15 protein-coding genes are annotated in these 13,767 nt (G+C 47.9%); 10 read left to right on the forward strand and 5 right to left on the reverse strand.

Annotated features, from left to right (window positions below; genetic code table 11):
• Positions 1-81: 81 nt before the first annotated feature.
• Positions 82-729, reverse strand: coding sequence for a transcriptional regulator (locus tag MHI45_RS30355; RefSeq protein WP_076113130.1), 648 nt, complete (start codon positions 727-729; stop codon positions 82-84).
• Positions 730-1,032: 303 nt separating this feature from the next.
• On the opposite strand from MHI45_RS30355, the gene MHI45_RS30360 reads away from it, so the two are divergent.
• Positions 1,033-2,064 carry a phosphotransferase gene (locus MHI45_RS30360; RefSeq protein WP_076113131.1) on the forward strand — a complete coding sequence of 344 codons (1,032 nt, stop codon included), beginning with the start codon at positions 1,033-1,035 and terminating at the stop codon, positions 2,062-2,064.
• A gap of 41 nt (positions 2,065-2,105) precedes the next feature.
• Here MHI45_RS30360 and MHI45_RS30365 read toward each other — a convergent pair whose 3' ends face one another.
• A complete protein-coding gene (locus tag MHI45_RS30365; protein ID WP_076113132.1) occupies positions 2,106-2,504 on the reverse strand; it encodes a hypothetical protein in 399 nt (132 codons plus the stop codon).
• Positions 2,505-2,625: 121 nt separating this feature from the next.
• Positions 2,626-3,609 (reverse strand): glycosyltransferase family 8 protein, encoded by a 984-nt coding sequence (locus MHI45_RS30370; protein ID WP_076113133.1) that lies wholly within the window; start codon positions 3,607-3,609, stop codon positions 2,626-2,628.
• Positions 3,610-3,822: 213 nt separating this feature from the next.
• On the opposite strand from MHI45_RS30370, the gene MHI45_RS30375 reads away from it, so the two are divergent.
• The 5 genes from MHI45_RS30375 to MHI45_RS30395 all read left to right on the forward strand — a co-directional run bounded on the left by MHI45_RS30375 (position 3,823) and on the right by MHI45_RS30395 (position 6,904).
• The gene (locus tag MHI45_RS30375; protein WP_076113134.1) at positions 3,823-4,290 is read left to right on the forward strand and encodes a DUF1801 domain-containing protein; all 468 of its coding nucleotides are present in this window, start codon (positions 3,823-3,825) and stop codon (positions 4,288-4,290) included.
• Between the two features lie 47 nt (positions 4,291-4,337).
• Positions 4,338-4,742, forward strand: coding sequence for an iron chaperone (locus MHI45_RS30380; RefSeq protein ID WP_076113135.1), 405 nt, complete (start codon positions 4,338-4,340; stop codon positions 4,740-4,742).
• Positions 4,743-4,775: 33 nt separating this feature from the next.
• Complete coding sequence (locus MHI45_RS30385) at positions 4,776-6,077, forward strand: DUF1963 domain-containing protein (protein ID WP_076113136.1); 1,302 nt, start codon at positions 4,776-4,778, stop codon at positions 6,075-6,077.
• Positions 6,078-6,099: 22 nt separating this feature from the next.
• Positions 6,100-6,276: a hypothetical protein gene (locus tag MHI45_RS30390; RefSeq protein ID WP_179091827.1), complete on the forward strand. Its 177-nt coding sequence runs from the start codon at positions 6,100-6,102 to the stop codon at positions 6,274-6,276.
• A gap of 361 nt (positions 6,277-6,637) precedes the next feature.
• Positions 6,638-6,904, forward strand: coding sequence for a CD3324 family protein (locus MHI45_RS30395; RefSeq protein WP_038589292.1), 267 nt, complete (start codon positions 6,638-6,640; stop codon positions 6,902-6,904).
• Positions 6,905-7,010: 106 nt separating this feature from the next.
• On the opposite strand, the gene MHI45_RS30400 is transcribed toward MHI45_RS30395, so the two are convergent.
• On the reverse strand, positions 7,011-7,394 hold the full coding sequence (locus MHI45_RS30400) for a RidA family protein (protein WP_076113137.1): 384 nt from the start codon (positions 7,392-7,394) through the stop codon (positions 7,011-7,013).
• 105 nt (positions 7,395-7,499) lie between these two features.
• Here MHI45_RS30400 and MHI45_RS30405 point away from each other — a divergent pair, with 105 nt between their 5' ends.
• Positions 7,500-7,841, forward strand: coding sequence for a winged helix-turn-helix transcriptional regulator (locus MHI45_RS30405; protein ID WP_076113138.1), 342 nt, complete (start codon positions 7,500-7,502; stop codon positions 7,839-7,841).
• Positions 7,842-7,945: 104 nt separating this feature from the next.
• Positions 7,946-8,839: a GNAT family N-acetyltransferase gene (locus tag MHI45_RS30410; protein ID WP_076113139.1), complete on the forward strand. Its 894-nt coding sequence runs from the start codon at positions 7,946-7,948 to the stop codon at positions 8,837-8,839.
• 84 nt (positions 8,840-8,923) lie between these two features.
• Here the strand turns inward: MHI45_RS30410 and MHI45_RS30415 are convergent, their stop codons facing one another.
• Complete coding sequence (locus MHI45_RS30415; RefSeq protein WP_076113140.1) at positions 8,924-9,814, reverse strand: AraC family transcriptional regulator; 891 nt, start codon at positions 9,812-9,814, stop codon at positions 8,924-8,926.
• A gap of 123 nt (positions 9,815-9,937) precedes the next feature.
• Here MHI45_RS30415 and MHI45_RS30420 point away from each other — a divergent pair, with 123 nt between their 5' ends.
• Both MHI45_RS30420 and uvrA read left to right on the forward strand, forming a co-directional pair.
• Positions 9,938-10,852 (forward strand): nucleotidyltransferase, encoded by a 915-nt coding sequence (locus MHI45_RS30420; RefSeq protein WP_076113141.1) that lies wholly within the window; start codon positions 9,938-9,940, stop codon positions 10,850-10,852.
• A gap of 20 nt (positions 10,853-10,872) precedes the next feature.
• Positions 10,873-13,761 carry an excinuclease ABC subunit UvrA gene (gene uvrA / locus MHI45_RS30425; protein WP_076113142.1) on the forward strand — a complete coding sequence of 963 codons (2,889 nt, stop codon included), beginning with the start codon at positions 10,873-10,875 and terminating at the stop codon, positions 13,759-13,761.
• Positions 13,762-13,767: the final 6 nt, after the last annotated feature.

A 13,767-nucleotide genomic window follows, 5' to 3' on the forward strand; every position in this document is an offset into this window, starting at 1 on the left:
ATGCACATTATTGCAATGCTGCGTGTTTCCTCAGCCTGTCCTCCTCAGCCTGTCCATTCATAGTCCCAAACGATTAACTTGTTATAACCGAAGCCGGTAGGTACGTATACGCTGCTTGCCGCTCTCAATGTCAATCAGCTGCTGTTCAACCAAGTTTTGCAGGATTCTTCTGGTATGGCGATTGGTTACCTTCAGATGTGCAGTCAGTTCTACTGGTGTGAACGGACGCAGTAACCGTCTCGCATAACGAAGAGTCTCAGCTTCAAGCCAGGTTAATGTGGAGGGAACATCGGTTGCGATGAATTTGCCGATAAAAGCGAGCACAAGCTGCTGGCATTGTTTCGGTTCTTCTATAACTGATAGATAGGCAATCGGAAGAAAAGTCCAGCTGTCCAGCGATAACAAACAATGGCGCATGCACAGATCCTTGAACCTCCTGACATCAAGATCTCTGGCATGCGGACCATAGCCCTGAATTTCAATTCCGCCTCTGGCACCTCCGGGCATATAGGCCAAATCCAAATACCGGTAGCCATTATTGAAATCCCGAACCTCCCATTCAGGAAACAGATGGTCAAAATTCCCGACTGCCGGGAACCAGACTCTCCTTAAAAATTCAACCGTTCCATGTCCCAAACCTTTGGCCAGCAGCTCCCTCCGTCTAGGATTAAGCTCATTCGTGAGATTCTTTTCTAACCATTCCATGTACTGCTGCTCAAATCGAGCCATTGCGTTCCCTCCCTAGGACTATGGTCATTTCATACCGTTTAAGAATTGTTACGAACAAAAAGAAAAGCCGCTTTCTCACCACTCATCCCGGATTAACATACAAGAGATGAATAGTGTGGAAGCGGCGTGTTCTTCACGACCTATAAATTAAATTATACCTTGAAAATTCCAACTCAACAATGAAAGTAGATAACCCTCCATTTCAAAACCATGTTCTTCACACCAGAAATAACCAATTCTATGATAGATTAGAATGAGGCCGAAGGCCGGGCCAATTAAATTATGTGGAAGGATTATAGGACTATGGAAACTTTGCATCAGCAATTCGATTTCAACAAGCTGTGCGCAGCTTACGATTTGGGGCAATTAACAACACAGCCGGAACAAATTTTCGGCGGGTTCCTTCATAAAATGTACCGCTTAACTACGGACCGGGCTGAATATGCCGTAAAAGTGCTGAATCCGCAAATTTTGAAGCGGAGCACAGCGATGGAGAACTATGTTTTTGCGGAAAAGGTGGCAACTCTGGCCCGTGAGCAAGGTATAAACGCTCTTCCGGCTATCGTATCGAAGGGGAACTTTATGCATGAAGTAGAGGGTCGATATGTGCTGCTGTTTCCTTGGGTGGACGGTAAGCCGCTATCCTCCGGGACCATTGATATAGATGCCTGCGAGAAAATTGCCGGAATTCTCGCGGGCATACATCGCATAGATTTCTCTCAACTTACAGATGAAGCTGATTCAGCCAAGGAAGATTATGTACCGTCAACCGTGGATTGGCAGAGTTACGCCCTCAAGGGAGAGCAAGCTCACTTGGAATGGTCGTCCATGCTGACAGAATACTTGAATAAGCTGCAACAGTGGGAGCAGCAGGCGAACGCAGCAGGGGCTGCTTTGATGAATAACAAGGTGATCAGTCACAGAGATTTAGATCCGAAAAATGTGTTATGGGATAACAATCATGTTCCGGTTATCATTGACTGGGAAGCCGCCGGGGCGGTTAACCCCATGCAGGAGCTGATCGAAGTAGCTTTGTATTGGTCGGGCTCTGAGACGGGGAATGTTAACAAAGACGCTTTCCGTACAATGATCAGCACATACCGCAAGCATGGAGGCAAGATCGGCGATAACTGGCATGATGTGCTGAATTGCGGATTTCAAGGGAAGCTGGACTGGCTCAGCTATAGCATCAAACGCTCACTAGGACTGGAAAGCACAGACGCTGCGGAACAAGAGCTGGGAACAAGTCAAGTCATACCGACAATACAAGCTATTGCGGATTATGCTGATTTTATACCGGTTTGCATTGAGTGGCTGGAGGAAATGGAGAGTTGATCCTATCTTTCGATAAGATGGGTGAATTTGTTGACCGGTATTTATGCGTAAATGGCCACTGTTAACACGGACAAGAAGGCGATCCCCGCTAAAGGGGTCATGATACATTTTTCTTTTGGACTCTTGGAGAAAAGGTTGGCGAACGTATTCAGGCCCAAATAAACAGCAATGATCCAGATAAAAATAGATGTGAAATGAAAGCTGAATCCTGAGGCAAGGACTCCGGCGTGTTGCAGCGAAACTGCTGAAAAGAATAAGAGAATGAAAACCGACAGCAGACTGAACAAACGCAGCTTTCCAGGCAATTTGCCTTTATATCTGCCGCCCATTGTGATTTCGCCCCAGGGCAAACCGAACGTCAGCAGCAATTGGATCAAAGCAATGATCATGAACAAGAGAGTGCTAAGTTTTGCCGCTGCCTGTATGTAAGAATCCTCCATCGTGTTAGCTCCTTTTTACTTTCTTTACAGTCCTCCATATTTTACGCTCGTTTAGTTTATATAGTCCTTATTAAATTAAAAGCAAACAGCCATATCATTGAATATGGCTGTTTGCTCCAAGCTAATGTCTAGTATAACGGCTTTTTCTTTTGGCTTTGAGAAGATTCGCTCTACGGCTTCTGAGCTGTCTGATGATGCTTAGTTCGGTTAAGGAGAGGCGGAGAGTCTTCGACCGTTTCATTTTCAGGTGAAGTCTTCTGCTTTTTTTGTAACGAAGTTTAAGGTGGGTGACTTTCCGCTTTCTCCGTTTCAAATACGTTCTGAATTTTCTCCACGGCGTCAGGCTGAGGTATTTATGATGCAGCCCTGCCCCCGGAGAGTTTTGATCCCAAAACTTTTCCGTTCCGGTAAAATGGACAATTTTATTATGGAAGTCATGATTGGGTATAGACTGGTTGAAGAAATTGAAGCGTCGATCCAGCTGAAGGTAATTCCCTCCGAAAACTGCATTCAATGCATCCTGATCAGGCATCGTGGAATCCGGGAAACTGCGTAAAAAGTGCAGTGTTTCTTCGTACCATTCCTGGTGGCACCGGATAGTATTCAGGGCAAACAGAACCACTCCGGAATTGAAATAACGCTCGGGAACCAAACCTTTGGAATTGATAACATGTGCAACTTCCATAATGCCCTGATCCCAAACCGCGCCTAAATAATACTGTCCCAGATCAATTCGCCACAGCTCTTCAAGGTCCATATTGACCAGCACATCGCAGTCCAGATAGATGATTTTTTCAACCGGAATAAGTGCGGGAAGAAGCAAGCGGTACATACATGCCTGTGTCCACACATTAATCGAGCCTACATTTTCCATTACCTGAAGCATGTTTTCAGGAAGAGTAATGGGATAGAAGGTAATGGTGTGTTTATATCGGCTTGTTAGTCTCATGAGCTTTGACTTGTTCTCTTCCGTTAAAGTCTGATCATGCAAAATATGAACATTAACACGGGAAGCGGTATTGTGGAAAACCGAGGCTAAAACAACTCCGGCATGCTCGGCATAGTGTCCATCCTGATCCTGTAAAGCTAACGCAAGTTCGATCATATGCTAATTCCTCTCTCAACTTTATTGTGTGAATGTACCATAGTATACGTTTGCCATGGATACATGGATCAGGCGATATGCCTATTCCATTCACCCATTTTCAACGGGCTGCCGGATGGAAAGAAACAGGCGGCGTTGACTTAAACTTGTCTAGTTTCCGGATTCAATTTAATATTGAGATAAATAAAAGTGTTTTCTTCGAGGAGGGTCAGCATGAAATACGAGTCGGAAAGTCCGGAAAACTATATCAGCCAACTGCCGGAAGATCGTCAGGAAGCCATTGCGCAGCTACGGAGCACAATCAAGGGGAATCTTCCAAGCGGCTTCGAGGAAACGATGTCCTATGGCATGATTACCTATGTTGTTCCACATCACTTGTATGCGCCGGGTTATCACGTGAATGCTGAGCAGCCTCTTCCGTTTATAAGCATAGCCTCACAAAAGAATTTTATCGCACTGTATCATATGGGAGTGTATATGCACCCTGAGCTACTGGCGTGGTTCCGCGAGGAGTATCCGAAGCGTGTTCAGACAAAGCTTGATATGGGCAAATCATGTATCCGGTTCAAAAAAAAAAACAACATTCCATACGGGCTTATTGCCGAACTGAGCCGCAAGATTGCGGTGCAGGAGTACATTGAAATCTACGAGCGGGAAACAGAAAAGATCAGAAAAAAATAATTCATGCTGGGGGATTCCCCGCTGGCAGGCTAAAGGAGAGAAACGTTATGGACAACAAAATTACTTATGAATCTGTGGATGATTATATTTCGAGATCTGCTCCTGAAGTTCAGGAGATCCTCCAAACGTTGAGAAAGGTCATTCAAGAATCGGCCCCTGAGGCGAAAGAAAAGATAAGTTATCAGATGCCTACTTTCGAGCTGCATGGCAATCTGGTCCATTTTGCGGCATTTAAGAAACATATTGGATTGTATCCGGCACCGAGCGGGGTTGAAGCCTTCAAAGAGGAGCTGGCGGAATATAAGGGAGCCAAAGGTTCCGTTCAATTCCCTTTAGATAAGCCGATGCCCTATGATTTAATCAGCCGGATCGTCGAATTTAGAGTGGCTGAGAATCTTCAACAAGCAGCGGACAAAGCGAAAAAGAAGAAGCTGCAGAAGCAGGAGAAATAACTCAGGGCGAACCTGTAAGTGAGGTGGAAAATAGTGACGGAACGGATTCCCTGCCAAAGCCAAAACTGTGCGGCAACCATTTTACCGGCTACTGCCCACAAAACGGGCGGATTCTGCATGCCGTGTTATCAGGAACAGGAACGCCGCAAACGCCAGGCTTATATTGAACAGCACCGCAGGGATGTGGATCTATATAAAGGAATCGCTGATCCGGTGGAAGTGCTTAAGATTATGCATGCAAAACAAGCCTACGACCCTTTGATCCGCTATCTGCCATATCCCTTAAACCGCGAGCAGGTGTATTCTGCCTTGTCGGGTGAGGATGCGGAGAGGATGAAGGTATATGCGTTAGAACTGCTCGGTGCCGGTGACGAGGAGACCAGCGTGGATATTCTTTTGTCGCTGCTCTGTTACAACAACGTGCGGCTTACGGACTGTATCCCTGCGCTTATCTGCCATGAGCTGTATTACCCGGGGATTTTGTATAAAGATGCTTCTGCAGAGGTCCGGGATCAGCTGCTGGAACAGGTGGAACAGGATAATGAGAACCGCAATCATCTGCTGCTGGCCTTAGCCTGGATAGGAGACGGACGGGTTGTTCAGCAGTTTCAGCAGTGGCGGGAGCAACCGCCCCAGTGGGCGAAAGAGCTTTTTGTTTCACCTGATCAATACTCACTTGAGGCCGGCTGGGAGCTTACAGAAGCCGGAGTGCGGCGGGATTTGTTTTCTCACACCGGATTTGCGATTGAACGGGCGGCAGAACCGCTGAATGCTGACCTTGCTGCGAATGAACCGGCACGGTTTCTGGGAGCGGGTCCGGAGGAATGCCCGTGGTGCGGCAACGGGTTTACGCGGCTGATGGAGCTGCGGAATAATCATCCGTCGGTTCGTGATTTGGCTCTGGCAGATGAGTGGCTTAAGGTGGATACATGCCTGTCCTGCGGCAGTTACAGTGTGATCTATATGGAAACTGGAGCTCAAGGAGAACCCCGCTGGAGCTTATACAATCAAGCACCGCAACCTTTGCCGGATCTTAATCTTGTGGACGATAATGACGAATATTTAGCCGCTGCACCCCGCCTGCATCTCGCTGCCCAACCGCGAAATGCATATCATGCCGTGGAGTGGACACTGGAACCCGCAGCCTCGCAGGTTGGCGGACAGCCGACCTGGATTCAAGATGCGGAATATCCGGTATGTCCCTGCTGCTCTGAAAATATGATGTTTATAGCCCAGTTGGATTGGTCGCAGCTTGGCCCTTACGGAGAGGGCATCTATTATATGTTTATTTGTCCGAAAGATAAGATCACAGCTACGGTATATCAGCAATCCTAGTATATTAACGTCACTGGAGAAATTGGGGGGGGCGGTTTTCTTTTGCGGGAATTACGGCAGTCCCACGATCTATCAAATGCTGAAGCTTCCGCCAACGGAGAATATTTCCCTGGAGATGCTGCCTGAATATATGGAGGACCCTTATTCTCTGGAGCTACAGCTGGATTCTATCGTGAATATCATGCTGGCCAATAAATAAAATCAGCCTAAGAAGCCGCTGAACACCTTCGGGTGTTGGGCGGCTTTTTATTCTTTCAAAACTCCGGGAAGGTGTTACTTTAGTCGTTGCCTTGTTTGGATTTATATTTTACAGTAAGATTTGTGAATACCATGATCTGTAACTTTGCCTGGTGAATAAGGCGCTGATTAGGGGGTGTAAACCTTGTACCAGATTATTGATTTCGTACTCAACAAGCTCCATGCAAAGCCTGCGGAATAAACAGGGCGAAGCTTGGCATGGAGCGAAGGAATAAATTCGCCTGTAGTAACTTAAAAGTTGTGTTTATTAAAGCAGGCTTTGCCCTTAGAATATCTATTCTATTTTAAGGAGCGAGCCCATTATGGATTATATAAGAGCGACGGATGTATTCCCGGAACGACTACTCCAAGAGATCCAGCGGTATATTCAGGGGGAATTGATCTATATTCCAACCCGTTCAAGCGAGCGGAGAAAATGGGGCGAGAATTCAGGTGCGGCTAACTATTATGTTGCCCGTAATGAAAAGATCCGCCAGAGTTTTCGCGAGGGTGTGACCATCGATCAATTATCTGACCAGTTCGGATTGTCGGTAGAGAGTATTAAGAAAATCGTATATTCGAAGAGATAATATTGACCCGCAGATGAATCTGCGGGTTTTTAACTTTGTGAGTGACCGTGAGCAGCTTAGTGTTGCGACAGCGTAAGGCGCTGGATTTCAGGGTGCGATGATGGAGTTAGTTGGTGTGTGCGACGGCACTGATTTCGAGCAGTTGCTCAGGGTAAGCCAGGAAGGCCACACCGACGAGACTGCCGGCTGGCCGGTGTTCTCCCATGTATTCCTTGAACAGTCCGACGCATGTCTCAAAGTGCTCTTGCGCGTTTGTCAGATAGATCTCCACATAAGCGAGGTTCGACCTCGTGACACCAAATCCCGCCAGCACGCGATCGAGATTCTCCAGCGTCTGCCGGGTCTGTGCCTCGATATCGCCCTCGCCAACGAACGCGCCCTCCATATCATGGGAAAATTGTCCCGAAATGTAGATGGTGCCGTTGACGCTATAGCCCTGGGTGATGCCGTGATCCCAAAGATCGTGATTGTAGGTTTTGACAGTAGCCATTTTTTTCTCTCCTTTACTTCAAAGTAAGGTCAGTATAAAGTGAACGTAAATAAAAATATAGTACGCACTTTTTTGATAGGTACTACCAGAAAGGATAGTGTAAATATGAGTATGGCTGAATATAAAGGTAAGGTTAAAAACATTCAAGATACACCATTTGGTTATACCTTGTCCGTTATTGGCGGTAAATGGAAGATGGTGATTATGTACCTGCTGGCAGAAAACCAACCGGTTCGCTTTAATGATCTGAAAAGACAGATAGGAGTTATTACGTATAAAACATTGAGTTCACAACTGAAAGAATTGGAAGCTGACGGTATGGTGATACGGAAAGAGTATCCACAAGTTCCCCCTAAAGTCGAGTACAGTCTCACAGATAAAGCCGAAACGTTATTACCTGTTTTGGAAGGTTTATGTGAGTGGGGGACGATACACCAAAATAATTAGATGCGGCCTGGTTTACAACTTTTAATAAGAGATCTCGGTATATCATCCCAGCCTGCAATTTCCTTACAATAAGGTCATACAGAAGACTAAGGGGATGATTAACGATGACAGTACGGTTCAAAGCCTACACTCCGGAAGATATGCTGAAAGTACGCCAATTTATTTCACATGTTTATAGTAAACTTGGGCGGCCGAATAGTTGGCTGATTGCACGCTTTGAATTCGAGATTTTTTTCCTGCAAAAGAGTGCCGGCTGGCTTCCCGAATGGGAGCAGAATATAGGGTTATGGGAAGAAGAGAACGGCGAGCTGGTTGCCGTCGCCTGCAAGGATGGCGATTTCTATTTCCAGCTCGATACAGAACAGCCGCAGGAAAGCCTGCTCAGGGAAATGTTCGAATTCATTGAAGAGAAGTCCCGCCAGGGAACAGCCGGTTATTGCAAACTGGCTATTCCGGCCTTTATGCCACAGCTGGAAAAGATGGCGCTAAGTCGCGGATATGAGCTTCTTCCGAACGAAAGCGATAATTTCGTTTCTATCGCGCTGGACCGGATTTTTCCTGTGGAGATTCCATCGGGGTTCACTCTTTGCTCTGGAGCGGATGTCTCTAATAGAGCTAAGGCGCAGGGGCATATTATGGCGTTCAATTATCCGGGAACTCCATATGCGGAGCAGATGCTTCAATACTACGGTGGGATTGCTGAAGCTCCCGGTTATCGGCCTGAGCTTGATCTGTCACTTGTTAATGGGCAAGGGGAGGTCGTGTCTTTCTGCAATGCTTTTCTGGATGAGGAGAACAAGATGGGCATACTTGAACCGGTGGGTACTCATAGGGATTACAGGTTGCATGGGCTGGGGCGAACGATTATTTATGAAGCTCTAAACCGGCTGCGGGCAATGGGGATGGTCAAGGCATATACGGGTCCCATGCAGCCTTTTTATGAGCGTATCGGTTTTGAGCTGGACGTGGAGCTGACCGTGTGGAAGAAAGAAATATAGTGTTCTATTTAGAACGTAGTTCCCTTTATAGCGCGCAAAATAACCAAGCTCTGAGGTACAGGGGCTTGGTTTGTTGTATGTAATTCATAATCCCGATATCGGAAAATACAGATCACATTCGCAATAATGCTTGTTGCCCTTGGCGTAATTAATATATTCAAAGCTGAACTTCTCCTCTAATTGAAAAGGTACAGTCGGCATCCAGGTTGAGGTGATGTATTCCCAGATTTCACTCAGAGAGTGCGGCGTAATCTCCTCAGGCCGATGCAGCCCGATATAGGTAAACACACCGTATTTATGCGGTTTAATATATTTGATATTCAGGTCAGGCGGGATGATGCTGCTGTGGTTGATTTGCAGGGAGGGCTGGTAGATCATAGACCCGGTAAAGGGCTCGGGAATGGAAGTGAAGCCGATATAGACATCCTTCTCTACCGGATTCATAATCCTGGAACGGGAAAGCGTGAAGAATTCGACACCATAACGGGCCGCAGCCTGGGACAACTGGTTGTCCTCTGCATGAATAGTATAGGTGGGCCCTGCTATTGAAAAAGGGGGCAATACCGAGATGGAGCGGAAAAAAACGAGGCCATCTCCGGCGCGGCTCATGAAGTCGGCATTGAACCGGTCCAGGATATTCAGCGGCGAAGGCGATCTGCGCCATTTGGCCGGAGTGACATGATATTCTTCCTTAAAAGCCCTGTTGTAGGTCCGTTCACAGCTGAAGCCGTATTTGGCGGAAATATATTCAATGCTGCTCCGCTGATTCAGCAGATCGCCAAGCGACAGGGCAATCCGCCTTCTGCGCACATACTCCATTAGGCCAGTGGCTGTAGCCCCTTTCCAGATGCGCAGCAGGTGGAATTTGGAGACATTGACATGCCCGGAGATATCATCAAGACAGAGCGTTTCCAGCAGATGCTCTTCAATATATTCCGTTGTCCGGTTGATAGTTTCCAGTAAATAATGATCCATAGGGGTCTCCCTTCCAGCAATTTCTGTCCGGTTTTCATGGAAAACGTGAAGTATAATTTTACCACAAGCTCCAGAATCGGCAAGCGATTTCAATCATATGGAGCGGGTGGAGGATCATTGGATATGGATGATAGAGTACTGCTGGAGTTAAAAGACCGCTATCTGGCCGCGACCGAAAGCTTCGTGGACAGGGTGAGGGAAGATCCGAACGTTATTGCCGTCATTGTGTGCGGAAGTCTTGCTTATGATTCAGTCTGGGAGAAAAGCGATATCGACATGGGCCTGGTCGTCCGCGATCAAACCCTGCAACAGAACGCTTATTGTCTCGTGGAGGATGGCATTACTATAAATGTCCAGCTGTTTGAGAGAAGTACCTTTAAGCGGGGCTTTGAACGGATGATCGGCGGCTCGATGCCGCAGTCTTTTTTTGCGAAGGGGCGGATGATCTATACTTCTGATGACAGTCTCTATGACTACTTCGAAGAATTCAAGCAGCTGGGAAGCTATGATATTGCGTTGTCCCTGCTTTGGAATGCCTGTGAGTTGATTGATGTGTACCACAAATGCCAAAAATGGCTGACGGTGCGCAAAGATCTGCTTTATGCCCAGTATTTTTTGCTTAAGGCAGGCAATCTGATAGCCAACATGGAGCTGTGCTCACAAGGTGAGCCGCCGATCCGGGAGTCGGTCCTGAAGATCCTCGAACACAGTCCGGAACGTATGGCCCCCTTTTATCAGAACCCAATGTCCAGGCGCTTAAGTGAGGATGAAATTCAGAACGCCATTGACACGATAGGACAAGTCCTGGACCGTCATCTCGACATGATTAAGCGCCCGGTCATTGAATTTATGGCAGATCAGGAGATGAAGACCGTAACCTTGCTGGCGAAGCATTTTCATATGCAAAGTCATTTCCTGATCAACATCCTGGAGTATATGGCCGGGAAGGGTGTCATCGAGAAGGTGTCACAAACGATCCGCATCACCTCCAAGAGCAAACCGGCCGTCGAGGAAATTGGTTTCTTGTATATTCCATAAAAAGAAGGGGGAATTCGCATATGTCCGTACGCACGACAATTGAAATATCGGGGGCCAAGCAGAACAATCTCAAGAATATCTCGGTAGAGATCCCGCGGGATAAGTTAACGGTCATCACCGGGGTTTCCGGCTCCGGCAAATCCTCACTCGCGTTTGATGTCATCTATGGGGAGGGCCAGCGGAGATTTCTTGATTCGATCTCGAATTTTGCCAAAAGCCGGATCAGCCAGGTGAAGAAAGCAAAGGTTGATTCTGTACGGGGCTTGTCCCCGGTCATTGCCATAGAACAGAAAAAGGGTAACAATAATCCCCGTTCCACCGTAGGGACTGTGACGGATACCAATGATTATTTGCGGCTGTTGTTCGCGACAGCGGGCATCGGACATTGTCCGGAATGCAGTCATCCGCTCAAGCAGTTGTCTGCGGCCCAGATCGCCGAGCATATCTCGGCACTGCCTAAAGGTACGGTCGTTGAGCTGCGGGCCCCTGTATACAAAATCTACGGGGAAGACTACAGCTATACTTTCCAGCAGCTGCGGGCCAAAGGCTTTAAGCATTTGCTTATTGACGAAGCTCCGGTGTCATTGTCGGAAGAAATTGAGCTGGATGAATCCGCAACGTACCGGATCGAGATGGTTATTGACCGGTTTACTTTAAAGCATGACACCTACATACAGCTGACCAAGACCATCGAAGCGGCAATGCTGGCGCTGGATGAGGATATATTGATCAAGGTAGAAGTAATCGGGGGAGTGGACGACGGGTTCTACGACCATTTTGGCTGCCGGGAGCATCATTTCTTCCTCTGCGATATGCAGCCGTTCCATTTCTCCTTCAATACACCGGCAAGCGCCTGCCATACCTGTATGGGTGTGGGCATGTCTTATGTCGTGGAGCCGCGCTTTCTGGTGGTTGCACCGGAGAAAAGCATTAATAAAGGAGCGCTGAAGAACACGGTGTTCAACACATCGGGCAAAGACAGCTACCGCTCGGTGATGATGTACAGCTTGTCCCAAAAATATGGCTTCAGCCTGGATACACCATTCCATGAACTTCCTACATCGGTTCACGAGCTGCTCTTCTTCGGCACCAAAGGCGAACTCGTCCCCATGCTGCACCCGCCTACCTCACAAAAGAAGAACTGGATTACCGGCCGGGACCGGCCGTTTGCGGGATTTGTGCATGAGATGGAACACTGGTACAAGCAATATATCCGTAAGTCATCCACCTCGGAGGCGTTTGAACCGAACTTTATCAAGGAGTGCATGATCGAAAAAATATGCCCGGCATGCGGTGGAGCGAGGCTGAAGAAACAACGGCTACAGATTACGGTCGGGGACCGGAATTTTGACCAGCTCACCCGCATGCAGCTGCATGAGCTGCTGGGATTTCTGGATGGCTTGACCTTTGAGGAAGAGGTACGGGATGTAGGGGAGACCATTATCCGCGAGCTGCACACGAGAATCTCCCTGCTGATCGAAATCGGGCTTTATTACATCAACCTGGGCAGAAGAAGCGACAGCATGTCCGGAGGCGAAATGCAGCGGATCAAAATGTCGACGCAGATCAGCAGTGAGCTGATGGGCATGCTCTATATTATGGATGAGCCGAGCATCGGACTTCACCCGCGCGATTCGAGCAAGGTGATTGATACGATGAGAAAGCTGTGTGATATCGGCAATACGATCATTGTGGTTGAACATGATCTGGATACGATACAGTCTGCCGACCATATCATCGAAATTGGTCCAGGACCCGGTATTCATGGCGGGGAGATTGTTGCGAGCGGAACGATGAAGGATATTATGGACGAACCGGAGTCGGTTACGGGCCAATACTTATCCGGAAGCGCAAGCATCCCCATTCCCAAGCAGCGGCGGAATCTGGGAGATCACTTCTTATCCATTCAGGGAGCCCGGGAGAATAATCTCAAGAATGTGGACCTGGACATTCCGCTGGGTGTTTTTATCTGCGTGACCGGGGTATCCGGCTCTGGGAAAAGCTCGCTGATCAACGAGATTCTGTCCAAGCAGCTGAGAATAGATAAAACGGGTGCACGGATTGTCGCCGGGGAGCATGATTATTTGTTCGGTTCAGAGCTGCTAAACCATGTGATCAATATTGATCAGACACCGATCGGGAGAAACAGCAAATCCAATCCGGCCACTTATATCGGGATATACGATAAAATCCGTGACCTGTTCGCCATGCAGCCTGATGCCGTAGCGCGCGGGTATCAGCCAATCGACTTCAGCCTTACCCATGCCAACGGGACACGATGCGAACACTGTGCGGGCGACGGGATTATCGTCACAAGCCTGCAGTTTATGGCTGACATTGAATCCATCTGCCCGGTGTGCAAAGGCAACCGGTTCTCTGAAGAAGGTCTTGAAATCAAGATCCGGGATAAAAGCATAGCCGATGTTCTGCAAATGACCGTGGAAGAAGCCAGTATCTTCTTCGAGGACCATAAGTACCTTAAGCATAAACTGGGGATTATGAATGAGCTTGGACTGGGATATATGACCCTTGGCCAGAGTTCAACCACCTTGTCCGGCGGAGAAGCGCAAAGAGTGAAGCTGGCTTACGAATTGGGCAAGATCAAGAAAGGCGCCCACAACCTGTATATTCTAGATGAGCCTACAACGGGATTGCATCTGGCGGATATACAGAAGCTGCTGCTTGCACTGAATAAGCTGATGGACAGCGGGCATTCTGTCATCGTCATTGAACATCATCTGGATGTGATGAAGTCGGCAGACTATATCATTGATATGGGACCGGAAGGCGGCAACGAGGGCGGATATGTTGTCGCGGAAGGAACTCCAGAGCAGGTGGCGCAAGTGGAAGCTTCCCATACCGGAAGATACCTGCGCAGTGTGCTTGAACCAAGAGAGGTTAGAGCCTGATGTCTT

The organism is Paenibacillus sp. FSL H3-0321, from assembly GCF_038002865.1.
In the GTDB taxonomy this organism is placed as follows: Bacteria; Bacillota; Bacilli; order Paenibacillales; family Paenibacillaceae; genus Paenibacillus_AQ.